Origin of the sequence: Paenibacillus sp. FSL K6-1096, assembly GCF_037977055.1 — a bacterium.
Taxonomy (GTDB): Bacteria; Bacillota; Bacilli; order Paenibacillales; family Paenibacillaceae; genus Paenibacillus_AQ.
In genome coordinates, this window is record NZ_CP150274.1 from 1,716,709 (window position 1) to 1,742,191 (window position 25,483).

General features: G+C 53.2%; 20 protein-coding genes. 1 reads left to right on the top strand and 19 read right to left on the bottom strand.

Annotated features, from left to right (window positions below; genetic code table 11):
• Positions 1 to 54 precede the first annotated feature (54 nt).
• From MHI24_RS07510 to MHI24_RS07555, 10 genes are all read right to left on the bottom strand, one after another.
• Positions 55 to 1,647 carry an extracellular solute-binding protein gene (locus MHI24_RS07510; RefSeq protein WP_340025004.1) on the bottom strand — a complete coding sequence of 531 codons (1,593 nt, stop codon included), beginning with the start codon at positions 1,645 to 1,647 and terminating at the stop codon, positions 55 to 57.
• Positions 1,648 to 1,970: 323 nt separating this feature from the next.
• Positions 1,971 to 4,220, bottom strand: coding sequence for a helix-turn-helix domain-containing protein (locus MHI24_RS07515; RefSeq protein ID WP_340025006.1), 2,250 nt, complete (start codon positions 4,218 to 4,220; stop codon positions 1,971 to 1,973).
• An 18-nt stretch (positions 4,221 to 4,238) separates the two neighbouring features.
• Positions 4,239 to 5,420, bottom strand: coding sequence for an MFS transporter (locus MHI24_RS07520; RefSeq protein WP_340025008.1), 1,182 nt, complete (start codon positions 5,418 to 5,420; stop codon positions 4,239 to 4,241).
• Positions 5,421 to 5,451: 31 nt separating this feature from the next.
• Positions 5,452 to 6,435 carry an ROK family protein gene (locus tag MHI24_RS07525; RefSeq protein ID WP_340025009.1) on the bottom strand — a complete coding sequence of 328 codons (984 nt, stop codon included), beginning with the start codon at positions 6,433 to 6,435 and terminating at the stop codon, positions 5,452 to 5,454.
• 40 nt (positions 6,436 to 6,475) lie between these two features.
• Positions 6,476 to 7,660, bottom strand: coding sequence for an ROK family transcriptional regulator (locus tag MHI24_RS07530; protein WP_340025010.1), 1,185 nt, complete (start codon positions 7,658 to 7,660; stop codon positions 6,476 to 6,478).
• Between the two features lie 198 nt (positions 7,661 to 7,858).
• Positions 7,859 to 8,470: a GNAT family N-acetyltransferase gene (locus MHI24_RS07535; RefSeq protein ID WP_340025012.1), complete on the bottom strand. Its 612-nt coding sequence runs from the start codon at positions 8,468 to 8,470 to the stop codon at positions 7,859 to 7,861.
• Between the two features lie 51 nt (positions 8,471 to 8,521).
• The gene (locus tag MHI24_RS07540; protein ID WP_340025014.1) at positions 8,522 to 9,106 is read right to left on the bottom strand and encodes a TetR/AcrR family transcriptional regulator; all 585 of its coding nucleotides are present in this window, start codon (positions 9,104 to 9,106) and stop codon (positions 8,522 to 8,524) included.
• Positions 9,107 to 9,508: 402 nt separating this feature from the next.
• Positions 9,509 to 9,934 carry a type II toxin-antitoxin system HicB family antitoxin gene (locus MHI24_RS07545; protein WP_340025015.1) on the bottom strand — a complete coding sequence of 142 codons (426 nt, stop codon included), beginning with the start codon at positions 9,932 to 9,934 and terminating at the stop codon, positions 9,509 to 9,511.
• A 212-nt stretch (positions 9,935 to 10,146) separates the two neighbouring features.
• Positions 10,147 to 12,093 carry an alpha-L-arabinofuranosidase C-terminal domain-containing protein gene (locus MHI24_RS07550; RefSeq protein WP_340025016.1) on the bottom strand — a complete coding sequence of 649 codons (1,947 nt, stop codon included), beginning with the start codon at positions 12,091 to 12,093 and terminating at the stop codon, positions 10,147 to 10,149.
• A 59-nt stretch (positions 12,094 to 12,152) separates the two neighbouring features.
• Complete coding sequence (locus MHI24_RS07555; protein ID WP_340025017.1) at positions 12,153 to 13,166, bottom strand: cellulase family glycosylhydrolase; 1,014 nt, start codon at positions 13,164 to 13,166, stop codon at positions 12,153 to 12,155.
• A gap of 188 nt (positions 13,167 to 13,354) precedes the next feature.
• Here MHI24_RS07555 and MHI24_RS07560 point away from each other — a divergent pair, with 188 nt between their 5' ends.
• Positions 13,355 to 14,149 carry a helix-turn-helix transcriptional regulator gene (locus MHI24_RS07560; RefSeq protein ID WP_340025019.1) on the top strand — a complete coding sequence of 265 codons (795 nt, stop codon included), beginning with the start codon at positions 13,355 to 13,357 and terminating at the stop codon, positions 14,147 to 14,149.
• Positions 14,150 to 14,171: 22 nt separating this feature from the next.
• On the opposite strand, the gene MHI24_RS07565 is transcribed toward MHI24_RS07560, so the two are convergent.
• From MHI24_RS07565 to MHI24_RS07605, 9 genes are all read right to left on the bottom strand, one after another.
• Entirely contained in the window at positions 14,172 to 15,371 is a 1,200-nt protein-coding gene (locus tag MHI24_RS07565; protein ID WP_340025021.1) for a helix-turn-helix domain-containing protein, read from the bottom strand.
• A gap of 14 nt (positions 15,372 to 15,385) precedes the next feature.
• Complete coding sequence (locus MHI24_RS07570; protein WP_340026628.1) at positions 15,386 to 16,348, bottom strand: ABC transporter substrate-binding protein; 963 nt, start codon at positions 16,346 to 16,348, stop codon at positions 15,386 to 15,388.
• Positions 16,349 to 16,512: 164 nt separating this feature from the next.
• Positions 16,513 to 16,887 (bottom strand): VOC family protein, encoded by a 375-nt coding sequence (locus tag MHI24_RS07575; protein ID WP_340025022.1) that lies wholly within the window; start codon positions 16,885 to 16,887, stop codon positions 16,513 to 16,515.
• A 500-nt stretch (positions 16,888 to 17,387) separates the two neighbouring features.
• Entirely contained in the window at positions 17,388 to 19,781 is a 2,394-nt protein-coding gene (locus tag MHI24_RS07580) for a glycoside hydrolase family 2 TIM barrel-domain containing protein (RefSeq protein WP_340025024.1), read from the bottom strand.
• A 43-nt stretch (positions 19,782 to 19,824) separates the two neighbouring features.
• Positions 19,825 to 21,411: a DUF3502 domain-containing protein gene (locus tag MHI24_RS07585; protein ID WP_340025026.1), complete on the bottom strand. Its 1,587-nt coding sequence runs from the start codon at positions 21,409 to 21,411 to the stop codon at positions 19,825 to 19,827.
• An 88-nt stretch (positions 21,412 to 21,499) separates the two neighbouring features.
• Positions 21,500 to 22,411: a carbohydrate ABC transporter permease gene (locus tag MHI24_RS07590; protein ID WP_340025027.1), complete on the bottom strand. Its 912-nt coding sequence runs from the start codon at positions 22,409 to 22,411 to the stop codon at positions 21,500 to 21,502.
• A 12-nt stretch (positions 22,412 to 22,423) separates the two neighbouring features.
• A complete protein-coding gene (locus MHI24_RS07595) occupies positions 22,424 to 23,293 on the bottom strand; it encodes an ABC transporter permease subunit (protein ID WP_340026629.1) in 870 nt (289 codons plus the stop codon).
• A gap of 366 nt (positions 23,294 to 23,659) precedes the next feature.
• Positions 23,660 to 24,709 carry a LacI family DNA-binding transcriptional regulator gene (locus tag MHI24_RS07600; RefSeq protein WP_340025029.1) on the bottom strand — a complete coding sequence of 350 codons (1,050 nt, stop codon included), beginning with the start codon at positions 24,707 to 24,709 and terminating at the stop codon, positions 23,660 to 23,662.
• Positions 24,710 to 24,932: 223 nt separating this feature from the next.
• Complete coding sequence (locus MHI24_RS07605; RefSeq protein ID WP_340025031.1) at positions 24,933 to 25,382, bottom strand: macro domain-containing protein; 450 nt, start codon at positions 25,380 to 25,382, stop codon at positions 24,933 to 24,935.
• Positions 25,383 to 25,483 lie beyond the last annotated feature (101 nt).

The following is a 25,483-nucleotide window of genomic DNA, read 5'->3' on the forward strand; positions in this document are numbered from 1 at the left end:
CAGGTGTAGGGGGCCGCAAGACCGGCAGCCCAGCCGCCCCCTTACCTTCATGAATTATTTCTGCTCGCTGTAAGCCGCCTTGCGTTCATCGAGAATCGCCTGTCCGCCGCTGGACATATAGTCCTTCATCATACTCTCATAGGTGGCATCGAATTCGCCCGGGGACACCATGATCGATTTCACCATGAGCTGCTTCACCTTCTCAGCCAAGGTCGTGCCGTATTTGCTCTCCGCCTCAATCGGACGGCTGGTGTACACTTGCTCAATCGGATTCGTGTTTGAAATGTCCAGCGCCTTGGCAACGATCTCCTGGTACTTGGTGCGGAAGCTTTTCACGAAGGCTTCATTATTCTTCTCCTGGCTCTCAAAAATCCGTCCGTTAGCGATAATCCCGATATCCCCGCCGCCCATCAGCTTGTTGGCAGACTCCTCGGACATATCCGGAATGGATACTGGCACGCCATCCTCCAGCTTATAATGCTCTCCTTCAATCCCGTTCTGGATATATTGCAGATGATCCTCAGAAGCCATCCAGTCGAGATACTTCACTGCCTCCACCGCATGCTTGCTGGACTTCGGAATCATGATGTACATACCGTTCGGAGCGGATACCGGCTTGGCCGTCTTGCCCTCGCTGTTCGTGTACGGGTCAATGGCGGTCAGCACTGCATTCGGATTATTCTTCGACAGAATGTCGTAGGTTCCGTCAGGATAGAAGATCGCGTCATTGTCATCACTGAAGGCTCCTACAAGCCCGTTCCCGATATTCTGGGTAAGGGTCTCTTTATTCTCATCCAGGGCAAAATCCTTGCTGATCAGCCCTTCGTTATACAGCTTGTTCAGATATTGAATCGCATCCTTGAAGCCGGGCAGCAGCACCGGGTAATCGCGGGAGCTGAGGTTCTGCGTCAGCTCGAAGCGCTCCTGCTCGGAGACCGGCTTGATGAACGACCAGACCAGCGAATCATATTGCGCCGCAGCAATCGTCATGCCCAGCGGAATCACCTTGCCGCCGGTTCCGCCCGGGTCTTTTGTCTTGAAGGCGGTCAGTGTATTGTACAGCTCCTCCGTGGTTGCCGGAACCGGCAGCCCCAGCTTATCCAGCCAGTCCTGGCGGATGAAGGAAGCGTATTTGCCTACTGTAGAACGTTTCGCCGGGATGCTGAACTGGACGCCGTCATATTGGCCGTAGCGCAGCGTATCCTCACCAAGGAACTTGGTCAAGTTCTGCCCGTATTCCTGCAGCAGCGGGGTCAGATCGGTCAGTCCGCCCTGCTCGGCATATTTGTTGAAGGTCCCGGAATCATAGGTGAAGACGATATCAGGGACATCGGTTCCGCTGGCCATCAGCACATTCAGCTTGGTGACTTCTTCCGAACGGGGGATAGGGACAAATTCCACATTGATATTGTTGGCCTTGCCGAAGTTCTCTTTCACATAATTGGTCAAAAAGTTGTCCGAGGCGGTCAGACCCGCCGGAGCATTGCCGCGGTCAAAAATTTCGATCTTCAGACTGCCGGCTTTCTCTGTGCCGCCGCTGTTGCCTGCGGCAGAATTCTCCGATGAACATGCGGACAATACAATGGAAGATACAAGAACTGTCGAGAGACCAAGCGCCACTTTTCTTTTACCGTTGCCAATTGTCATATTTCCTATCACCTATCCCTTTCGAATTGTATTTCAATCAGCCCGCTGTCTCTACGTTACGTTTCAGGCTTGACCATGTGATGAATTATTACACTGAACGATTAATTGTACAATATACATGTTTCCTGTCGTTTTTTCATGAAAAACCAGCAATAACGCAGCATTTTTCATTGTAAATATACAATTATCGCAAAGGTTTATCGACGAAAATGATTGTAAAGGCAGATATATATCACACATATATAACATGTATTGTCGTTTATATCAGAAGAACACCAAAAAAAAGCGCAAACCCGGATTCTCCCTCCAGGCTTACGCGGTACTTATTCATTGTTCTGGAGCCTCAGCTTGCGGTAATCCCCCGGCGTCATTCCTGTAATGCGTTTGAAGACCCGCCCGAAGGTGATGGAATTAGCATATCCAATCTGCAGCGCGATATCCTGAATACTGTCTGAGGTATTCTCCAGCAGTTCCTTAGCCTTCCCTAGCCGCAGCTCGGCGAGGAAGTCCACAAACTTCATGTTGAACTCTTCCTTGAACAGATAGCTCGCATATTTGGCAGAGATCTGGAACCGGTCGCTCAGATGGTTCAGGGACAGGTCCGGGTTGGCATAATGATCTTCAATGTAATGCTTAACCTCCGTAATCATGACACGGTGGCTCTTCAGCTCATTGGCTGATACATAGACATGGTAGGTTTCATTCAGCCAGTCCGTTAAAATCTCCCTGATCTCTTCCAGATCGGTGCTGCTGCGGATGCGTTCCTTCATGCCCCCGGTCCATGCGGCGGCAAGCTGCCGGTCAAGCGTCTCCGATAATCCCTTCAGCTCCTGCTCCAGGGCCTGAAGCAGGACCTCCAGCAGCATATAGATTTCTTCATCCTTCAGGCGGTCCTGACGGAATGATTCGAAGATCTCCTCCAGCCTCATGCGCCAGTTCTCACCGGATAGCCGGAATTCCCGGACCAGCTGCGTGAAGCTGCCGAAGTACTTATAGCTCTTCAGCCCGGATTCCTCCTGCCGGTCTGCGTGGGCCGCCGCCACCCCCGTGCCCAGCGAGAGCCGGTGGCTCAGCACTTCAGCCGCTGCCGTATAGGAATGCCGGATCTCCTGCCAGTTCGTCACCGCCGGGCCAATCCCGAAGGTCAGCGAGAGCCGCAGATTGTCCATAATCCAGCTATGGCAGCCCTTGGCCAGCTCCAGCAGAGTATCCGGGTTATTCTCTCCCGGGGGCTGCCGCAGGCCGATAATGATTCCGAGCCGCTGGCCGCTGATCCACTCGGACCAGGCCTGAAGCTGTTGACCGGCCATCAGGTCGCCCATCACATTGGTAAGTGCGAACTTCAGCAGATTCTGATCCTGCACCGGCAGCGAATGCCAGTCCTTCTCCCGGTTCAGCTCTGCTGTCATGACCACGAAGGCTGCGAAGTCCCGTGTGCCCTCGAAGGGGTCCACCGCATCCAGCCGCTCCTCAGCATCCTCCAGCCGCTCACCGCCCAGAAAGTCCATGAACAGCTCCCGGCGCTGAATGACCAGATTCTCATAACGCTCCCGCTCATAGTCGGTCGTGACCTGAACCAGCCTGTCCAGTGCATGATGCATCAGCGCCAGCTCATCCGAAGCTGCAGCCGGGGCTGCATCAGCCTTCCGGGCCTCCGGCTGCAGAGACTGAATCCGCACCATCAGCTGATGGATCGGCCTGTAATTCCGCCGGGTGATATAGATGATATAGAACACGCCCAGCGCAATCGTGGCCAGTCCGATCACGAACCAGACATAAGAGATCACCGAGATCCAGTCGAATAAACGTCCGGCTTGAAGACCGCTCTCGAAGGTCCAGCCAAGATCCTTCGCTTCAATCGTAGACAGCGTTCTATTCTTCCCGCCGTCCTGGGCCGGCGAGGAATCGTAGATCGGGTTGCCTGCGGCATCTCTGATGCGCAGGAAGGACAGGTCTTCATTGGTCAGGCTCTCCACCAGCCGTTCCAGCCGGTATACGCTGACATTGATTACAATATAGCCTTCGGAGCCCCAGGGAATCGGAAGCCTGCCGGCCATGCTGATGACCGGACGCAGCTCGCCGGAGTTCCTGGGCTGAACCTTCCGCACTGTGCTCCAGCCGTTTGTCTCCTTGCCCGTGGAGAGGCGGTTCAGGTACTCCGCCTCACCGGACTGCTCCAGATTCACATATCCGCTCTGACCGAGGATCTGCTTGTCCTTGCTGCGATAGACATAGATGGAATCGATGAGGCTGAAGCGCTCAGAGAGCCGGTTCATGCTCTGCACAATCTCGTAGGAGCCGCTGACCGGCGAAGCGCCGCCGGAGGGTGCGTCCAGGTAATCGTTATAGGAATAGTTGCTCCCGATCTCCTGCAGCACCCCCAGCTCGATATCGCCAAGCGTCCGCTCCACCGTATCGGCAATGTAGCTGGTCGAGATATAATTGGCCTTCCGGGTCTCGCTGCGCGACAGCTCAGTCACAATCATGAAGGCCAGGAAGATCAGCACGGTTACTACCAGCAGAAAGACAGGGAAGTATGAAAATAGCATCCGACTATACCAACTGCGTTTCATCAATCTTCCCCCTCCTTCTTATGAATGCTGCTGCGGCGCGCGCGAGGCCGACTTGACCCGGTACAGCAGCACTGCGCCCAGCGCAGCACTGACGGTACACGAGAAATACATCAGCCGCGGTCCGCCGGTATCCAGCAGATAGCCGTTCAGCAGATTCCCGGCCATGCCGCCGAGACCTACGAACACCATATTGAACAGGCTCTGTCCTGTGGCCTGCAGCTCTTTGCCGGTGATGGAGGCCACATACTCCACGGCGGCGATATAGAAGAAGCCGAACGACAGGCCGTGCAGCGTCTGGACTCCTATCATAACAGCCGGAACGGGAATGAGCCACTGGATGGCCCAGCGGAGCATGTAAGCTATGGAGGCGAGCATCAGTGTTTTCTCATAGCCGTATTTGCTGAGAACCTTGGAGGCAACGAGCATAGCCGGGACGCTGGTGATCGAAGCGATCAGGAGCGCAATCCCGGACCAGGCGAAGCTGCCGCCCGCCATCTGGAACGTCAGAACAAAAAAGGAGTTGAACGCCGTCAGCGTCTGATTCACCAGGAAGCAGCCGGCCAGAAAGAGCAGGAAGACCCGGTTACCCAGCAGCCGCCGGATGCCGCTGGTGAAGGTGACATTGTTCGTCCGCCGCTCCACATTCACCGGAATCGTGATGACCAGCATCAGAGCCAGCAGATTGAAGAGCAGGAACGGAATCCACAGCTCCGTAACCCCCAGCCAGTTCAGATATAATCCGCCAAGGTATCCGCCGAGCGCCGTCCCGATACTGCCGAACAGGCGGATCGTCCCGAAGGAGGTGCCTGCGGCAGTAGCCGCACTGACAGCATAGGAATCGGCAATCGGCGTCTGTGTACTCTGAAAAATCGTATATATACTATATACCATAACGATAACTGCAAGCCATTTGACATTGTACAGATAGACTATCGTTCCCGGAACAACCAGGGTGAGCATCAGCACCAGCCTTGTCCGCTGATAGCGGTCCACCAGAATCCCCCACAAAGGCTGAAACAGAATCGCAAGCAAGGTGCCGAAGGCCATCATCGTTCCGATGTTCCGGCTGGTCATCCCCTGATGCACCAGAAGAGAGGTGACGTAAGGGTTGAAGCTGCCTCCCGCCAGGCCCGTGAACAGATAGAGCCCGCGCATTTTCAGGAGTGTGCTGCTTTCCTTGCTGCTTACATTGAATCTCATTATGCTTGTTCCGCGTTTCATGTTCAATCCCTCAATTCTTTCCTGTGCCGGCGGCCAGCCTGCTTCTTGCAGCACCGGCGGCGCCGAGTGCCCCGGCCTGATTACCAAGCACCGCCTGCCGGAGCGTCAGCTCCTGCCGGGGAGCATAACGATAGACCCGCCTTGCAATCTCCTGCACGTAGCCCGGATTCTTCTCCACGACTCCGCCGCCGAGCACGACCAGCTCCAGATCAAGGGTGAGCGCGATGTTCTTCACTGCCGCCGCCAGCTGCTCATAGGCCCGGTCCAGCAGCGCAGTTGCCGTTTCATCCCCTCTGTGCGCGGCAGTGAATACATGCTCTGCTCGGATCGGCCCGCCCTGTGCCAGTTCGCGGATCAGCGAGGGACGGCTGTGCTTGTGCAGCTCGGCTGCGGCCTTGACCCCGATCCCCGTGCCGGATACCTCCATCTCCAGCGGTCCGAATTCACTGTAATCCGCAGCGGATTTGGCGCTAACGGCCCCGGGCTCCACGATCAGATAGCCGATCTCCCCGGCAGCGTATCCGGCACCCCGGTACAGCCGCCCGTTCAGGAACAAGGCGCTGCCCACTCCCGTGCCCACTGTGATCATAATGAAATGCTCTGCACCCGCAGCCGCTCCGGCGTAATATTCCCCGAGCGCCGCCATATTCACATCATTGTCGAGCACAACCAGCCCCCGGTAATAGGAGGCGATAATCGGACGGATATCGGTGTCCGGCGGCCAGTTCAGGGCCGGAGCATTCGTGAGCGTCCCGGTCTGCTCATTCATAACGCCCGGGAATCCGATGCCCACCCCCTGAAGGGAGGACAGTCCGCCTCCGTTACGCTGGCAGAGCTGCTCCAGCTCAGCGAATAACCAGCGGAAGAACTCCTCCGGGTCCCGGCTCAGCCGGGTCTCCAGCTTATGCTGCACCAGGACAGCTCCTGCCTCATCGGTCAGGCAGATCAGGGTTTTGGTTCCGCCGACATCAATTCCGGCACTATACATTTCCATTCCGCATTCACCCGCATTCTAGTAGATTCTGAATTCGTGTTCATTGTTCACGCATGTCCCGCAGATGGCGGAACGCAGACTGCACCGCAATCTGCACCGCCCCAAGGACAACATCCCTGTCACCGTTGCCGGAAGCGGCCAGCCTCGGCTTCCGCTGAAGCCCGCTCAGCCGGGCTTCCAGCCTGGGCAACAGCACATCCCCGTGACGGCCAAGCTCTCCTCCAAGGATGATCGTCCCGGGAGCCATCACCGCGCAGATACTGCCGACCGCTTCGGCAAGCAGGCTGCAATAGGCATCGATGACTGCCAGGGCCAGCGGCTCCCCTTGGCGTACATTCCCGATGAGCTGCTCTGCCGTAATTGCCGTTTCCGCCAGCCTTGTTTCTGCCGGGTTGCCGTGCTCCCCGGCCTTCTGTGCAGCCAGCCGCAGCAATCCGTCTGCGGACAGCACCTCCTCCAGCCTGCCTGCGCTCAGCATCAGGTTCGCGAGCTCACCCGCACCGCCGCCATAGCCCCGGTAGATCTCGCCTTGGATAATCAGGCCGCCCCCGGTTCCCTCCCCAATGGAGAAGTACAGCAGGGATTGGCCCGCCGCTGCGCCGGAGCCGCTATACTCCGCCATGGCGGCGAGATTGACATCGTTCTCCGTCACGACCGGCACAGGGAAAAGCTCCGCCAGAGCAGCCTTGCTTAGCGCTGCCTCGCATCCCTGCAGCGGCGCTACAAGGTCAGACACTGTGCCGTCTGCCGGGTCGACCACGCCGGGAATTCCGAAGGCTGCCGCCCGGATCTTGTCCCAGCCCTGTCCGGCTGCGGCAAGCAATCCGTCCAGCGCCTGCACCAGGTAATCCTGAAGCGCGGTCCCGGTTGCAACGTTCTCCGGCAGCGGAAGCTGTTGAACATGCACTACCCCGCCGCTCATATCTGCCAGCGCCAGTCTCATGCGGCTGCCCCCCAGCTCCGCGCCTATGATATAGAAGCAAGTCGGGTTGAATTCCAGCAGCGTTGCCTTGCGGCCTTGAGCGTTCTCCGCCCTGCCGGTCTCCCGGACCAGCCCGCGTTCGATCAGCTGGCCAATCGCCGAAGAGACGGTAGGCTTGCTCAGGCCGGTATGGCGGCTAAGATCCGCCCTGGATTGCGGGCCGCCGGATATGATTTTGTCCAGAATCAGATATTCATTCAGATTACGCATGGCCTGGGGCGTCCCGGCCGTCTGCATCCTCATGACTCATACTCCGTTCTATTTTCTATATTGTTAATTAACTTTACTAACTTAATATACCTGCTTCCGCTTGATATTGTCCAGAGTTTATTCTCATACAGATTGATGCCATCCGGCTGCCATCCTATTCGTTTCAAGCCGCACAAAAATCCCGATCCTCCAAGCGAACCGGGAGAACCGGGAACAACATCGGGCAATTCGCTAATCCAGCAGCTTCTCCATATGCAGCACTTTAGTGAAACCGGCATGAGCCGAGAACAGCCGGGTATTCTGCACCTTGAAGGTTCTGAAGCCCACCCGCTCATACAGCTTCTTCGCCAGCGGATTCGTATCGACAACCTCCAGCAGCACCTTGCGGCGGTCCGCCTCCTTGGACCACGCGAAGACAGCCTCCAGCAGCCGGGTGCCGATGCCGAGGCCTCTCGCTTCGGCGGACACTACAAGCGGATCGATATGCACAGAGCTCGGAGGAGTGCTGCCATGGAGCAGGCGGAAGATGCCGTAGGCAGCATAACGCCAAGCGCCGCCGGGCACACCGAAGGTCTGCCTGAGCGCACGGTAACTCAGCGCCATGAAGAAGCCGTCTCCCGTCTCCAGACCGGCAAAGCCAACAACTTTCCCCTCATACACTGCATACAGAGCGTTCTCATAACGCAGGCAGCGGCTCAGCACCTTCACAATATCCTGCTCTTTACGGGAGAAGATCCATATCCCATTGAATTTCAAGACAAACGCCTGATAAAATAGCCTGGCGACCTCAAGTTTCTGTTCTTCATCCAGCCGGCTCACAATCTCTACTTGCAGCGTTGACATACCGCATCCCCCTTCTGGTCCTGCTTCAGATTCTGCCCGTTCTCTTTGCGGTTACCCGCCATCTCTCTGTCCTGTGCCGCTGCCGAAGCCCTGGATGACTGTAGTGACGAGCAGCTGCGGAGCGTCGTTCTTCGCCAGATTCCCCTTCTGGATCTCCTGCCAGGCAACGAACAACAGATTATACATGACCGTTATGATCCAGTGGGCAGGCATTCCCGCATTCAGCAGACCGCGTGCCTGCCAGCCCTCCACGGCTTCCCGCAGCGGCTGCTTAATCCGCGCTTCCTCGGCTACAATATGCGGATTCTCATCCACGGAGGCTGCATAACTGAGAAAAAACACCTTGCTGCCCAAAGGAATCAGCACCTCGAACACTTCCGTAAGGAACCGGAGCATATCGTGCTCCTCTACGGTAACTCCCCCCAGCGCTTCCTCCACCAGTCCGATCGCATTCAGCGCCAGCGCATCCAGCAGCAGCTCCCTGGTGGAGAAATAGCGGTGCAGCGTCGCAATGCCGATCCGTGCATGATCTGCTATCTCCTGCAGCGTAGCCGTCTGCTTGAGCGCCAGCAGCTCCGTGGCTGCATCCAGAATGGCCTTGCGTTTGTTATCTTTGACACTGGTTTTCATGGACATCTGCCTGCCTCTGTTGTAGGATGAGTGATATCTTTGTTAATATAATGATATTTAAGTTTTTATAATGATATGTTTATCTATCATTTTAGCTTATTTTATACCAGATGATTGGTGGGTGTCAAACTTCCAATGCACCTTGTCGGAAGGTTAACTGTAATTTGTACAACTAAAATGAACAATGCAGCCTCTATATGCGGTTTAATTGCATTTCGTACATCTATTTATAAGTAAATCATCTAAAAGCCTGATTTTGCCTCTTTTTAATTGTACAGAATGCATTTAACTAAGATTATCCGGGTTTTGGGCTACTTTTAGCTGTACGGAATACAATTAAACTCCCCCCCCCACAAAAAGAAGGGAAGACGGCAACCTCCCGTCTCCCCTTATCCTCTTATCTATGGTTTATCTGCGTTCATTTACACCAAGTTGCTCCTTCAATGCATCCTGTAAAATCCGTGAGTAATTCACATTATTTGTCGCGGCGAGGTCATCCAACCACTTGGGAATAGTTAGTGTTTTTTTCACAGAACGTTCTGATATGGAATTCCGGTAGGGTGGCATGAACACTTCAATAAGGGCAGCAACTTTCCCAGTCCCTGCTGTAATTTGATTGAGCGCATCAATACCAGAGGGCACAGGGATTAAGTCGCCATCCTCCTCCATTCCAAATAGGTGCAGAGCCAGGCAATCTTTGGCCATCTGGACAGCTTCGTCTATATTCTGACCGCAGGTAATTGCACCGGGAAGATCAGGGAATTCTACATTAATTCCATCTTCGTCCTGCTCAAAGGTCGCAAAAAAGCGGTAAAATTTTACTTTATCCTTCATTTGTATGATCTCCTTTCGATGGAACTATTGAAGCCCTGCCTGTTTGAGGATACTTATGATGGTTTTCTTAGGCAGATCTTTGTTGGAATGTGGCTAGAATAATACGTATTAAAACACGTGTCAATAGATGAATATGAGCCTTAAACATATTTAAAAACCCCTTAAAAAGCTCTAATAAGCTTCTTAAGAGGTTAGAATTTCGCCCGCTCAGATCACTCCGCCCCACACTCCATCCGCAGCACATGGAACGACTTCGGCTCCATTTCATAAATCATCCGGCTGGCGGTCTCAAGCGTCACACGATTAGGTGCGATGTTGCGCGGCGCTTCGATCGAGTTCACATCCGTCTCCTCGCCCTGCATTACATAGGCCTCCCCGCGTCCGGTCAAGCTCAGCGCGGTTTCCAGCTCCACCTGAACCTTGCGGTCCAGCGTATTCACCAGCTTCACGTAGAGGACCTGCTGCTCCTCATCATAAGAGACGGTGTAAGGAATCTCCTCCTGGTCGTGCACCGTCTGCAGCACCTTCGTGCCCATCAGCGTGCTGTACATCTGCTGCACATAATAGCTTGGCGTGCCGTAGCTGCTCTCGCCGTCGAACCAGATCATGTCCGGCGACCACTGGGCGTAGCCGAGTCTGGCGAACAGCGGAGCATAAGAGGCCAGCACCACCACATCGGCATTGCGCTCAAGGCCAGTAAGGAATGCGGCTTCAGCCAGCGCAGCCCCCCAGCTGTTGAAGTGCGGCGTATTCATCCCGTTGCCATAATGGCCCGCATACTCTCCGGCGAACACCTTGATATCCCGCGGATACTCATCATAGAAATGTACGTTCCCGCACAGCCATTCCGGCTTCACATAATAATGCTCATCGACCGCGTAGACGAAATTCGGGTTACCCTCAGCCCGCTTACGGTAGTATTCCCACGCCCGGGTGTAGTTGTCTGAGCTGACATCCGGCCCTGCGGAGCCAATCAGCTGCACAGCAGGATACTTGGCATGAATCGCTTCCTCGAACAGATCGTACCTGGTGAAGAAGTCCGCATGCTCCGTCTCCCACTGTTCATTGCCGATCCCGATCATCTCCAGACCGAACGGCTCCGGGTGGCCCATCTCACTCCGCAGGCGGCCCCACGGTGAATCCACCGGACCATTGGCGAATTCCATCAGGTCCAGCGCATCCTGGATATACTCCTGGAAAGCTTCATCGTGTACACCAACATGCTCGGTAGACTGGAACTGGCAGGCCAGCCCCACATTCAGCACCGGAATCGGCCGCGCGCCCAGATATTCACACAGCAGAAAATACTCATAGAACCCGATCCCCAGACTCTGATTATAATGGCTGTACTCGCTGGTGAACTGATTCTCTTCATTATTACCGTGCAGTGCCCAGCGGCTGCTGTTATTCTTGCGCTGCTCAGCGGCGCCCACACTCCGCTTCCATTGGTAACGGTTCTCCAGGTTATAGCCCTCAACAATACATCCTCCCGGGAACCGCAGGAATCCAGGCTTCATCTCCTCCAGCAGTCCGACCAGATCCCGGCGGAACAAGCCCAGCACTGCATCGGAGGGAATCATGGACACGAAGTCGAAGCAGACCGTGCCAGGAGCATTCAGCCGGATGACGAAATCTCCATAGGACACAGGCTCATCACAGCTAAGCTGTACCGTATAGCGTGTCCACTCTGCCCCTACCGCCGTCGCGATGACAGCCTGCGCCTTAACCGCGCTATTTTTCTCAACCGAAACTTCAATACTACCTGCATACCCCTCCGCTCTGGCATAGAAGGATACCTCATACGTAAGTCCCGGCTTCAGGGACACCCCATCATAGGCTTTATTGGTAAAAGCATTTTGCGTCTCCCCGGCGGTAAACGCCAGGTAATGGGGATTGACCTCATTCTGCGGATACTCCGCCCCAATCTGCAGCGTGGCTCCGCTTGCCTCTGCGGGATAAGCCGTCCAGCCATAGAGGCCGTCATAGCTCTCGCTGTAGCTCCCCCGGTCGCCCTGCGCCTTCATGAACTCGAAGGAACGGTTCTCAATCATCTCGGCATGCAGTCCGCCGTCCAGCCCGTAGTTGATATCCTCGAAGAACAGCCCGATCATCCCCTTGGAGATCGATACACCGGGCTTATCTGTGATTTGTAGTTTCATCTACTTCCCCTCCGCCGCTTTACCTTGTCTGTATAATTTCCAGTTCTCAATAGTACCGCTTACAAATAAGAAATAATCTCAGGCGTAATGCTGCTCTCATAGCGGTCGGAGATGCCGAAATCCATTTTTTTATAGGTCCATGCGGCCCGGCCGATCTTGTATTGCTCAAACACTCCATGCACGTCCTTGTACCAGTTCACCACGCTCTGCGATGGAGCTTGCTCAATGACACCGTACTCCCCGCAGTACAAATACACGTTTCGCTCGGCGGCAACATCAATCGCATTCTGGATCAGGCTGGTCATATACACCGGACCCATCTCGCTGATCCCTTCTGCATGAAGCCCTGAGCCAAAAGCGCCAATAGCTGCCGAAGTGCTGCGGTAGTTCTCCAGGTCCCCCGGATACTCCATGCTGCTCTTTGGCATCTGCTCCACCCAAGCCGCACGCTGGTGTGTGAACAGGAACGGTTCATAGAAGTGGAACGTGTACACGATATTCTCGTCATACGGCTGATCCAGCAGTCCGAGGGTATGTACGCTGTTCCACTGGATGCCGCCGATGACGATTTTGGTTTCCGGGGCGTGCTTGCGGATCTCGGCAATCGTCCGGTGAGCCAGTGCATTCCAGCGGCTGCTGTCCTTTTCCACAATCTCATTCAATAATTCAAAAGCCACAGTATCCTTATAGCCGGCATACCGGCTGGCAATCGATGTCCACAGATTCAGGAACCGCTGCTGGAGCGCCGGATCATCGAACAGGGAATTCTCGGCCACACTGTTGAAGGAGAAGCCCGGCGTCTTATGCAGATCAATAATAAGATTCAGCCCATTAGCAGCACACCAGCGGATGCAGTTGTCGATATGCTTGAACCCGGCGTAAGTCTCAGCATTCCCCGTATCCTCAATCACTTCATAATCCACCGGCAGCCGGACATGGTCCAGGCCCCACGAAGCAATCGTCTCAATATCCTTCTCCGTAATGAAGCTGTCATAATGGGAATGCTGATACGGACACTGGGACAGCCAGCCTCCTAAATTTACACCTCTGGTATAACCCGTCCATTCTTTCATCACGATCATCCTCTCCGGCCTCAGCCTTCAATGTATACTCAGCTTGCTTACCTGCCTTAAGCATAGATAAACTCGGACCGCAGTACAATTACACATCGTGCGTAAGTACTAACTTATTGTGCAATCGCAGTTTACTTGGCGGCCTGTTTGCTTTTACAATAGATCTATCTGCTAGGCGGGAGGCTCCTATGAACATACACAACATCGGCTACAATCACAGCCATGACGCGGACTTCATCATTAACCGGCCCCAGGGCTCGGGAGACTATATGCTATTGCTGCTGAAAACCCCGGCCATCTTCACTTTGAAGGGAGAGAGCCGGGTAACGGGGCCGGACTCCTTCATTCTGTACAGCGAGCATACGCCTCAGCTCTACCGGGCATACGGGCCGCAGTTCACCAATGACTGGTTCCATTTCCGGCTGGACAACCCGGGCGATGAAGCGCTGCTGGACCGGCTGGCGATTCCCACGAACGAAGTGGTCCCGATTGGCGATCTGAACGAATTGTCGATGATCATTAACCATTTGTGCTATGAAGCGTACTCCGGGAACCCGCATAAGGACGAGACGATCGAATTATATCTGCGCCTGTTCTTCATTAAGCTGAGCAACCGGATTCATTCCGCCCAGAAGGAGGTAGGCAACACCCACTACAACAAGATGTCCCTCATCCGCACCAAAATCTACAACCAGCCCTTCCTGAACTGGACCATCGACGGACTCTCTCACGAACTAACCATGAGCCGGTCCTGCTTTCAGCACCTCTATAAGGACTTCTTCGGCGTAAGCCCGATGGCCGACGTCATTGCCAGCCGGATCGAACATGCCAAGTATCTGCTCACCACCACAGACATCTCCGTCAAAAAAATCGCCGAGATGAGCGGCTACGCCAGCGAGATCCACTTCATGCGCCAGTTCAAGCAGCAGACGGGGCAGACGCCCACTCAGTACAGGGAGCACAAAATAAAGCCAAACCGCTGATCAGCAGTCTGGCTTTAAGTTCTCACTCCCAGAAATCAGCAAAATGCTCCAGTACAGCCTCGCTGCACAGTGCATCCTCCCCATTCCATTGCTCATGCAGATAGTAGACTTTACCTGCTCTTACCGCAGGCAGTCCATCCCAGTCCGGCAGACGGTGAAGCTCATTTCTAGCCTTGGCCTCACTCAAGCTGGAACGGTAAAATACAAACAGGCGATCTGCATGAAGCAGCACCGCCAGCCGCTTGGGATCAAGCGAAATATAATAGCTTCCGCGCTGGGGCCGCAGTTGGCCGTGTTTCTCACTCATGCGGAAGCCCAGCGGGTGATAGAGGATTTTGGCAAGTCCCCTGCGCCGATGAAGCAAATAGAGATCGCCGTTGTCAGTGTAATAGAGTACGGCAGCAGTCTCCCCCGGCTCAATACGGGAGCGCAGCTTATGCCATATCGCTTCACGCCGTTCAGAATACGCATGAAGCCACCGCTGCGCTTCATCGCGCAGATCCAGAATCTCCCCAAGCTTCAGCATCCGGCGCTCCATCGGGGCATATTCATTGAGCCCCACAATCGGGGCCATCTCCGAGATCGGTTCAGCATGCTCGTAGCCATATCTGCTCAGCAGCACCAGGTCGGGCTGAAGCGCACGCACCTTGTCCAGCTCCAGCGGGAATCCGATCTCCTTCGTCTCCTGGAGCTGCTCTGTGACCGGGTAACAGCGGATATTGGCCCCAACCGGCGATATCCCCAGCACCAGCAGGTCGCCTAATGTACTGGCATCATCATAAATAATACGCCTTGAGGCCAATGGCACGTTACACCGATTCCCCCGCCAGTCTGTTACCTGAAGTGCAATACGGTTCAGCCTTGCATACTCCCCCGGCGCAATACCGGTAACCTGCTTGAACCTCCGGTAGAAATATTGCTCATCCCGATACCCGACCTGCAGTCCTATCTCCCACACTTTGCCCTCCGGCTGCCGGAGCAGCTGCTTGGCCTTCTCCATCCGAAGATATGTAAGATAACCGCTGGGCGTATTCCCTGTTAACTGCTTGAACACCCGCAAATACTGCCAGCGCGGAAGCCGGGCAGCATCGGCCAGACTCTGCACCGACAACACGGAGGCATAATTCTGTTCAAGATATAGAATAGAATTCTGTACGCTTCTTCTCGGGTCCCAGGCCTTCCCGTCTTCTGCCACCAGCCGCAGCTCCTGTTCTTGATCCATATCAGACACCCCGCTTAGAACGGATTATTGTTAAGCAGGTCAGGGAAGTCCTGAATAAGCTTGCGGACGGTAACGACATCGCTGTCGTTGTACTCGAGGGGGATATAATGAATTTTTCCGTTTTTGACTTGCGGAAGCATCTGGAACAACGCACTTTGCTTCAACTGCTTGAAGCCCTCCTGCGCCTCATCATTATGGTCATAGACCAGGAAAAGATGATCCGAGACAATGGTATTGGTTATGGCTTCCTCATTCACCTCAATATAAGGGGAACTGCTGCTGGCCGCCAGCTTCTCTACTTCGGGCGACATTTTCATCCCGGACGGGTGATTGACAAGATCGAAGACACCGAAGTTTTTCATCAGATACATCTTTTTGTTCCAATAATAGACTACAACTGCTGCCGTCTCGTCCTTGCCGATGGTCCCCTCTGCATGAAGCTTGTCCCACATCTCTGCGGTCTGCTGATTAATATCAGCTACAATAGCCTTCGCCTCAGCCTGCTTCCCCACGAGATCACCAATCACCAGCAACCTGTCCTGAAAAGGAAGCGATTCATCAAAAGCGGCCACCGGCGCAATCTTCTCCAGCAGTTCATATTCGCCCTCTTGCGTCTCATACCCGAACACGATCAGATCCGGATTACTGTCCAGCACGGCTTCCAGGTTCGTCGGCATCCCAATATCCACGGCCTTCGCATTCAATCGCTCCCGCGTCTCCTTCAGAATCGATGAATCTGCCATATATCTGTATGGATAAGCAATCGGCTCATATCCCAGCTCCAGCAGATCAATTGTCGCACCGGAGCCGGCCACAGATACAATTCGCTGCGGAGCTGTAGGAATTACGCTCTCTTTTCCATTGAAATCCTTATATACCTTCGTAGAAGAAACTGTTTCCTTAGCTGCTCCGGACGCATCCTGAGTAGTGCCGGTTGCCGAAGGGTTCGGACCCGCCGGGCTACATGCCCACAGCACCAGCAAGAGAGATAGCACTCCTATACTTTTCCATGTAAAAGACCATGATGTTCTCATATCCAATCATTTCTCCATTCCCTATGTATTAATAATAATAATCATTATCATTTATACATAAGGATACCGTAACCCTTCAGCAAGTTTCAATGGACAAAAGTTACGAATCAAAGCCATTCCAAGAACTCAAGACGATTCCCAAAAGGATCATTGACATAAAAGCGCCTGACGCCTTCCTCCGCCCTTGCTTCATCATCCGTGACTTGAATGTTATGCTGCAGCAGATGCTCACGCAACTCATTCAAGTGCTGTACATGAAATGCCGGATGCGCTTTGGTTGCGGGAACAAAATCCCGTTGCACCCCGATATGTACCTGATGACTCCCACATTGGAACCATACTCCGCCGCGCTTTTGCAACAGTTCCGGTTTGGGAATCTCCGCCCAGCCTAACAAGCCATTGAAGAATTTTCGGACCTCAGCTTCACAGCCTTCCGGGGCTGCCAGCTGTACATGATCCAGACCATAATAATTGTAAGCCATCCATCTTCCTCCTCAATAGTTTCATCTGATGAAAATTAATTTCATAATAGAATTCTATATTATAGTAATATTCGATAAAAATCCATAAAAAACAGCCCGTCTAAGGCGGACTGCTTCATAACTAACGGTCCCGCAGGATCTTCGCAATGAACCTGCACATTGTATGCGTTTTTTCGTATACATTTTGTACACACACACTCTTACATCAAATTGTATTCGGTTTTTCGCATACATTCGGCCCACGTGCTCTCTCTGCATCAAATTGTATTCTGTTTTTCACATACATTTGGTCCATTCGCAATCCTACATCAAATTGTATTCGGTTTTTGGCATACATTTGGTCACGACTCTCTCAACTCCCCCGCCCCTACGCATACCACTTCCCCCGCGCCTCATACATCGTCCGGTACTCGCCCGCCGTGGCGGCGAAGCCTTAAATAAAAATGACTGTGCCGGAATTGGCAGCAGTCATTTTATTTGAACCAATTGTGGTATTCCCTTTAGGGCTGAATATAGGTGCTTATTTCAAGCTCTGCCCGCGGTAGTCCTGGAGCAACCGCAGTAACCTTAATCGTTCCGGAGACGGCTCCGGCCCGGATATAGGCCAGCAGCTTGCCGTGATGGGTATTGCGGGTATGGGAGCGGTAAGGCTCCAGATCCTGCACATTTCCATTCTCCAATCCCAATAGTTCACCCGCTCCTTCTACGGTCACCGTGACAGGAACCTCCGCGCCATATACGCTGGTGCCCGCCGAATCTACAATTTCGAGCTCCACATGGACGATATCACGCAGGTTTGCCCACAGCTGCAGAGTATCCGCTGTCAGCTTTAACTGCTCCGCCGCTGCTGCCGTGTGCAGCTCCCGCTTGACCGTTCGGCCCCGTTCGTCTGTCCCCGTTAAAAGCAGCGTTCCCGGTTCAAAGGTCACTTCCCAGCTCAGCAGCAGCTCCCCGCTCTCATCAGGACGTCCTCCCCCGAGCAGCTTGCCGTTAAGATACAGCTCCGCAGCCGCTAAATTGGTATACCCGTCTACGATCAACCGCTCGCCCGGCTCCCAGTTCCAGCTTGGCCCGCCGCCTGACCGGCCACCGGTATCTGATATGCCTGGTTCATTTGCCCTGCGGACGGCGAGATAAGCCATCGGCGTATCACTCCACAGACTCTGGCGGTAGTAATAGCTTGGTTTCGGGAAGCCGGCAAGGTCCATGAACCCTGCCTGCGAGGCCCGTATCGGCCAGCCATGCGCTTCTCCCAGATAGTCGATTCCAGTCCATATAAACTGTGCGCAGATATCGGGGTTATCGCGGACCGCCAGCCACTCCGGCAATCCCGGCGAATTCTCGCTGCCGTAGAGCACACGATCCGGGTAAGCGCTCCGATCCTTCTCGTATAAAGACTCCCTGTAATTATAGCCGACCACATCGAGCACATCGGAATAACCGATCAGATTGGCTAGTTCAGGATAAGCCAGCGCTGCCGTTACTGGCCGTGTCTTGTCACAGGCCTTCACAGCCTGCACCAGTCTACCGGCTATGACAGTAAGACGTTCAGCATTTGGCTTGTTCGGATCGTATACACGTTCTTCAGCAGGCTTGTTGGCATCATTGTTGCCGGTCATCGTCTGGAAGGAGGGGTGACAGTAAGGATCGTTAGGATAGTCTACCTCATTGCCAATACTCCACATAATAATAGAAGGATGATTCCGGTCGCGCTGCACCATCTCCTGAATATCCGTTATGCCCCAGTCCGGGAAATCCTCATAATAGCCGAAGTGCTTTGGAGGATAAACATTGTGTCCGGTGGACCACTTGTTTTTGACACCTTCCCATTCATCAAAGGCTTCGTCCATCACCATAAATCCCATTTGATCGCATAAATCCAGGAGAACCGGAGCCGGCGGGTTATGGCTCATGCGGATGGCATTGCAGCCCATCTCCTTAAGGTAGCGCAGCCGCCGGACCCAGACATCGCCGGGAACGGCAGCGCCGAGGCAACCGGCGTCATGATGTACACAGACTCCCTTGATCTTAAGAGCCTCTCCATTCAGCTTGAACCCTGCTGCCGGATCGAAATGAATGCTCCGGAGGCCGACGGGAGTGCGGACCTCATCCACCGTTGCCCCCTTCCAGATAATCTCTGTAAGCAGCGTATACATGTTGGGGGCTTCCGGCGACCAGAGCTTCGGTTCCTTCACTTGAATGACCTGTTGACTGAGTTCCGTACCGCCCGCCGCCGGCAGCAGTTCCACCGAGGTTCCCGCATTGATGCCATCATCATCTATAAGGGTGTGACGTACGCTGATCTCTGCCGGTTCCCCTGTTTCGTTCAGAATCCTGGTCTCTACCTGCAGCTCCGCCCCTTCCCGGCCAATTTCAGCTGTCGAGGCAAAAACACCGTACTCTGCAACATGAATGTCATGCGTTAATGTCAGATAGACATCACGGTAGATCCCTGAACCGGTGTACCAGCGGGAATCTGCTGTCTCCGCGTGGTTCACTTTTACCGCAATGATATTCTCGGCTCCGCCATACGCCAGCAGGTCCGTGATTTCATAAGTGAACGTGCTATAGCCATAAGGACGTTTGCCCAAATAATAGCTGTTTACCCAGACCTGCGAATGATTGTATACGCCCTCAAAGGTAAGGTACGCACGTTTACCCTCCAGATGGTCCGGCAACACAACATGCTTGCGGTACCAGCCGGTTCCGCCGGGCAGATATCCGCTGCCGCTGGAATAATCTTTGGAAAAATCAGCCTCGACGGCCCAGTCATGCGGAAGTGTGACTTCCCGCCAAGCTTTGTCGTCATATCCCTTATACCATGCTTCGGATACATCGCCCCGATTAAAGCACCACACCGCATTAAGCCATATCTTGCTTCTGGACTCGTTCATGCGCTTCTCCTTTATCCGGAATTAAGAATTGGTTATGAGCTGTTTATTGCGCTGCTTCCATTTTTTGCTTGAACGCATCCAGCTGCTTCTGCAATTCAGCCTTGACCTTATCATATCCGGCAGTCTTGATTTTCGCTCTGAACTCCTCCACTGCTTTGGCCGGATCACTTACCTTCCCGAAGTTGATCGCCGGCCCAAGCTCCCCGGCCACCTGCGAGATCGCAGTCAGTTCACTCTCTACAGGAGATTTGTCAAAGACAAACTGGCCGTAAGGATACGGAATTTTGATTTTGTCGTATTCGTCATAGAGTGTGCCGATTTCACTCCACACCGTTTCGCTCGGGATTTCGAATTTATCCACCCGGCCGCCCCAGAAATCTGCATAGAAGCTGTCGGAAGCTTCGTTGTAGTTGGCGGGCAGCGTTCTTTTTCCATCCTTGATCTCATATTGCACGCCTTCGATACCATAGTTGATCAGATGATAGATTTCCTCATTGTTGCGGATCAAATCATACGCCATCAGCGCCCGCTCCGGATTCTTGCTGTGAGCGCCCAGGGAGGTACCGCCGTGTGTAATCGACAGCTCCATCAGATTCTTCCCGCCAGTCCGGTTGAACGGGAACATCTGCAGCTCAGAGCCTGGCTGGGCTTTGTCCATCTCTACACGCAGCGTGGAGAAGGTCTGTGTGTGATGCTGGTCCAGACCGGATAATCCGGCTTTGAGGGCTATACGGTTGTCATTTTTGTTATTGAGCGCATCCTCGCGCCAGAATCCTTTATCGGCCCATTCTTTCATCAGCTTGGCATAATTCAGGAAGAGATCGCTGAAGATCGGCTCAGCCACGGTATATTTCTTATCGTTCGATACCGCTGTAAATACTGGCATGTAGCCTGTAGAGATCGGGAGGTCCAGGTTATCCGTATAGGACTGAATATAGCCGCCCCATGTCACCGCACCCGAGGCCATATCCCATGGAATGACGTCCGGCTTGTTGTCTTTGATATATTGCAGATATTGGCCGATCTCCTCCCAATTCTTGATCGGTTCGTTCAGCCCGGCTTCCTTCGCCCAGTCGCCGCGGTAGAAGAAGCCATGATTGACCCATTGCGTGTAATCGTTCTCAGGAATCAGCACAATTTTGCCGTTGTAACGGCTCTCGTTCCAATCCTTCTCCGGAATGGATTTCCAGGTTTCCGGTGCATACTTGGGAAGCAGCTCATCCAGATTCATGAAGGCCCCGCGCTGCGCGTTGGCCCATGTATCGAGCCAATCCGTTCCGATGGTGATCAGATCAACCGCCTCCCCGGAGGCCAGCAGCAGGTTGTATTTGGTCTGCCAATCGGCCCATTCGACCCATTTCCATTCCAGCTCGGCATTGATTTTTTCCTTCATAATTTCATTGACCTTGGCCAGCACCTTTTCGAATTGCCCATTCTTCGGCTTATCGCCCAGCACCACATAACTGATTTTTACAAACTTAGAGGTATCCGGCGCCAAGCTGTCTTTGTTTCCAGTGTCATTCGTCGTCTTAGCCCCATTGTTAGCCGCATTATTCCCGCCACCGCAGGCGGCCAGCGTAAACAGTAAGAGGAACGTCAACATCATGCTTAATGCTTTTTTGATCCCCATTCTTGTACAACCTCCCTGTAGTTAATTTACTCTATGTGAGAAGGCTTGATGGCCTTGGCACATCGTTGCAGCAGAAGTTTCTGGAAGATCAGCCCTTTACGGCTCCTACGGTGATTCCCTTAATAAAGTAGCGCTGTACGAACGGATAGAACAAAATGACCGGACCTGTGGCCACTACAGCTGTTGCCATCTTCATGGACTCCAGTGGCACATCGCGCAGCTGCACATTCGAGGCGGCAGCGGAATTGCGGACAAAATCGGCGCTCGTAATCACGTTATACAAAAATAGCTGCAAGGTGCGATATTTCATATCCGGCGACAGAAACAGCATGGAATTATACCATTCGTTCCAGTACCCCAGGGCGATGAACAGCCCGATTGTGGCCAGGGCGGGCGTGGTCATCGGCAGAATCAGCCGGAGGAAAATCGTAAAATCGCCTGCCCCGTCAATCTTCGCCGACTCCGTAATCGCGTGAGGAATAGAGCGGACGAAGCTTTTCATCATAATGATCAGGAACGGACTAAGCAGACCAGGGAGCAGAACCGCCAGGTAGTTATCTTTTAAATGAAGATACTGGGTGATCAGCAGGTAGAACGGCACCAGACCTCCGGAGAACAGTGTAGTGAAGTAGATGAAGAAAGAGATTTTGTTGCGGTACATGAAGTCCGGCCGTTGCAGCGCATATCCCGTCATAGCCACCAGCAGCAGGCCAACCGCCGTGCCTACGATCGTCATTAATATGGTTACTATATACGAACCGATGATCAGATCGGGGTTCTCGAACACGATTTTATAAGCGAACAGACTGAACTCCTTGGGCCAGAAGTTGAAGCCGGAGAGCTTGATGGCCGACTCTGAGGTGAAGGAGGTGCCCAGCACCAGCAGGAACGGCAACAGGCAGCAGAGGGCGAACAAGCCGATAAACAGATATCCGATCCACTGAACGACAAGTCCGCTGGCGTCGGTTTTTTTGCGTGCGCTTACCAAAGTCTCATCCATGGGCAAGTCCTCCTAAAAAAGTGAATTGTCAGGCGATACCTTTTTGACCAGCCAGTTAGCAGATAGAACCACGAAGAATCCGAACAAGGATTGATACAGGCTGACCGCACTGCCCATTGAGAAGTTAAAGTTGGTCATCAGCGAGCGGAACACATAGGTCTCGATAATATCCGTAGAGGCGTATAACGCTGTGTTGTTAGCACCCACCAGATTGAAGAATAATCCGAAGTTCCCCTTCAGGATTCCGCCAAGCGAGAACAGCAGCAGAATGATGAAGGTCGGTTTGAGCCAAGGCAACACGATATACCGGATACGCTGAAAAGCATTCGCCCCATCGATCTCCGCAGCCTCCACAATCTCACTGTCCAGCCCCATAATTGCCGCAAAATAAACAATGGAGCCATAACCGGTGCTTTGCCATAAATACGTGATAACTATGATAAAAGGCCAGGCCTCCGGACTTGAGTACGCCTTCACCGGATCAAGCCCCAAGGAGTGCAGTACCGAGTTCAAAATGCCATAATCATAGCTCAGAATGTTGTAAGCGATGAGACCAATTAGAACTGCGGATACGAAATACGGCAGGAACATCATGGTTTGGGATACCTTCTTGAACCATTTGGACCGCATCTCGTTGAGCAGCACAGCGACCGTAATCTGAAGCATGTTGCCCAGCAGGATAAACGCGATGTTATAGGCGATGGTATTGAACGTCAGGCGCCACAGATCACCCGTCATGACCAGGAACCGGAAATTCTCCAGCCCGGCAAAGGCGCTGCCGAAGATGCCGTCAGAATAGTTGTACTTGATAAACGCCAGATACAGCCCAGGCATAGGCAGATAGGAAAAGATAAGAAAAAACGCTATCGCCGGAAAGCACATCAGCAGCAATGTCTTGTTGTTCTTAAAACGTTTCCAGCGGCCACGCTTGGGTTTGGCATACCTCTTCTCTGTCAATTGGGCAGGTGAAGCAGTGGACATAAGACCCCTCCTTAGTTGAATAGTCAGCGGATTTCAACTGTAAAATTAATGAAACCCATTTCATTTAAAGCCAAAAAAATAAAACCCGTTATCCATCCTGTCACTCGTATTCTCGCAAATTTTCCAGGAAGTTTCCTTGATCATTGAGCAAGTAATCGGACTATTGATGAAATGGGTTTCATTAAAAAGTAAAATGTAAGGGCTTTCTTCACCAGAATAAGCCCTCGTTATTTCAAAGTCAACTATTAATTTCTAATGGTGGATCAATTATTGCTGGAAAGGTGCCGTCGTCTGGCGTACCCTTAGCTCGGGAATAACCGAATGTAAACGGGGCACCTTTTTGCCGGCGATCAGCTTGTGCAGCATTTCTGCCGCCAGACGGCCGATCTCGTTCGCCATCAGCGAAACCGTGGTCAGCTCCGGAATGCTGAAGGACGCAAAGGGAATATCATCATAACCAACGATGGACAATTCTCCCGGCACGGCAATCCCCGCCCGGTCAGCCGCTTTGAGTGCGCCGATGGCCACCAGGTCGTTCATACACATGATCGCTGTCGGCCGGTCCGGCAACTTCAGCACCTGCTCGGCAAACTTGAAGCCCATGTTGACAGAGAATCCCCCATGGATCATCCATTCCTTGCGGACCTCCAGACCATTGTTACGCATGGCTGTCCGGAATCCTTGAATCCGCTGCTGAGTATTGGACATATGCAAGAAACCGCCAATGACGGCGATATCCCGGTGTCCAAGATCGATTAAATGCTGTGCCGCCAGCTCCGCCCCCAGCCTCTGGTCAACCGCCACCCGGTGAATCTTCGTGTTGGGCAGATTCCCGTTAATCATCAGCACCGGAACACGTTTAGCCGCTTCCTCTACCTCCCGCACCAGCGCCGCATCCGGCTTGGACAAATCCAGCCTGCCGCCAATCATCACGATGCCATCGACCTGCTTCTCCATCAATATCCCCAGATACTGTGATTCCCGCGCATACTGGAGGTCTGTCTCCTCGTCCGAGGAGACGGTATCACACAAAAAACAGGTGTAGCCCAGCTTTCTCGTCTCCCGGTCAAAGCTGGCCAGCACCTCCGGAAAGAACGGGTTGGTGATATCCGGCAGGATGAACCCGATCATCCCGGTTTCTTTGCGGATCAGGCTTCGCGCAAGCGCGTTGGGCTGAAACTGGTGCTTGTCAATCAGCGCAGTAATCCGCTCTCTCGTTTCTTTTTTGACGGGGGCGGTATTATTAAGCACTCTGGATACGGTGGCCACCGAGACGTTGGCTTCCCTGGCAATATCATATACGGTAACGGGCTTCATTCTGCTCCCTCTCTTTGCCCATCGGCAATAACTGGTTTTGGCTTCATCTTATCGTTTAGCTCTGTATTAGTAAACCATTTATTGCTACTTCCGCTCCGGCCGGGACAAGCGTATGCTGAACGTCCTTACCATCTTCAATCCAGGCTGATCTGCAATGTAATGGGTTTCATTGAAATCCATTATAGTCCTGTCAGTGGCTTTTGACTACATGCCTAGTTACACTTTAGATCTTATACAAGGTAACATCATAGTCTGCAAAAACCTTCCCGATCATCTGCTCCACCACACTCCACTCCCCATTCGCCAGCCCGCAGCCAATGTTGTACGGGAGCGCTATGGACAACCCCCTGGCCTGCGCTTCTGCCTTAAGTGTGGTCAACGCCTGCTCCAGCGCAGCATAATCGGTATACCGGGTTTTGCTCCTCCCGAAGTGAAGCTGCCCGAACAAGTTCGCCGTATACTTCGCCCCCGTCTGCACCAGCTGGCAATGCCCAAGCAACTTCTCAGACGTGTGCTGGTTACAATATTTTTTATACTCAGGATATAAATTCGGATAACGCCCCCGCAGAATCTTCGCGATCCCCGACCCCATCACCCCCTGACAATTCACCTGATGCCCTAGAATATCTTCACCCGCGGCTAATAGATCACCGTTTACGATTTGGATGGTCATGGTTTTCTCCTTGTTTGTGGCTTGAGGTAGTTTGGTATTTAAAATTATACCATTTTCTTCTATACGAATCCCTCCTGCCCTTGGCTAATTGTGATACTATT

Excerpts from the sequence above, each read along its gene's own strand:
- MHI24_RS07510 (WP_340025004.1), bottom strand. The coding sequence starts at position 1,647 with ATGACAATTGGCAACGGTAAAAGAAAAGTGGCGCTTGGTCTCTCGACA.
- MHI24_RS07515 (WP_340025006.1), bottom strand. The coding sequence starts at position 4,220 with ATGAAACGCAGTTGGTATAGTCGGATGCTATTTTCATACTTCCCTGTC.
- MHI24_RS07520 (WP_340025008.1), bottom strand. The coding sequence starts at position 5,420 with ATGAGATTCAATGTAAGCAGCAAGGAAAGCAGCACACTCCTGAAAATG.
- MHI24_RS07525 (WP_340025009.1), bottom strand. The coding sequence starts at position 6,435 with ATGGAAATGTATAGTGCCGGAATTGATGTCGGCGGAACCAAAACCCTG.
- MHI24_RS07530 (WP_340025010.1), bottom strand. The coding sequence starts at position 7,660 with ATGAGGATGCAGACGGCCGGGACGCCCCAGGCCATGCGTAATCTGAAT.
- MHI24_RS07535 (WP_340025012.1), bottom strand. The coding sequence starts at position 8,470 with ATGTCAACGCTGCAAGTAGAGATTGTGAGCCGGCTGGATGAAGAACAG.
- MHI24_RS07540 (WP_340025014.1), bottom strand. The coding sequence starts at position 9,106 with ATGTCCATGAAAACCAGTGTCAAAGATAACAAACGCAAGGCCATTCTG.
- MHI24_RS07545 (WP_340025015.1), bottom strand. The coding sequence starts at position 9,934 with ATGAAGGATAAAGTAAAATTTTACCGCTTTTTTGCGACCTTTGAGCAG.
- MHI24_RS07550 (WP_340025016.1), bottom strand. The coding sequence starts at position 12,093 with ATGAAACTACAAATCACAGATAAGCCCGGTGTATCGATCTCCAAGGGG.
- MHI24_RS07555 (WP_340025017.1), bottom strand. The coding sequence starts at position 13,166 with ATGAAAGAATGGACGGGTTATACCAGAGGTGTAAATTTAGGAGGCTGG.
- MHI24_RS07560 (WP_340025019.1), top strand. The coding sequence starts at position 13,355 with ATGAACATACACAACATCGGCTACAATCACAGCCATGACGCGGACTTC.
- MHI24_RS07565 (WP_340025021.1), bottom strand. The coding sequence starts at position 15,371 with ATGGATCAAGAACAGGAGCTGCGGCTGGTGGCAGAAGACGGGAAGGCC.
- MHI24_RS07575 (WP_340025022.1), bottom strand. The coding sequence starts at position 16,887 with ATGGCTTACAATTATTATGGTCTGGATCATGTACAGCTGGCAGCCCCG.
- MHI24_RS07580 (WP_340025024.1), bottom strand. The coding sequence starts at position 19,781 with ATGAACGAGTCCAGAAGCAAGATATGGCTTAATGCGGTGTGGTGCTTT.
- MHI24_RS07585 (WP_340025026.1), bottom strand. The coding sequence starts at position 21,411 with ATGGGGATCAAAAAAGCATTAAGCATGATGTTGACGTTCCTCTTACTG.
- MHI24_RS07590 (WP_340025027.1), bottom strand. The coding sequence starts at position 22,411 with ATGGATGAGACTTTGGTAAGCGCACGCAAAAAAACCGACGCCAGCGGA.
- MHI24_RS07595 (WP_340026629.1), bottom strand. The coding sequence starts at position 23,293 with ATGTGCTTTCCGGCGATAGCGTTTTTTCTTATCTTTTCCTATCTGCCT.
- MHI24_RS07600 (WP_340025029.1), bottom strand. The coding sequence starts at position 24,709 with ATGAAGCCCGTTACCGTATATGATATTGCCAGGGAAGCCAACGTCTCG.
- MHI24_RS07605 (WP_340025031.1), bottom strand. The coding sequence starts at position 25,382 with ATGACCATCCAAATCGTAAACGGTGATCTATTAGCCGCGGGTGAAGAT.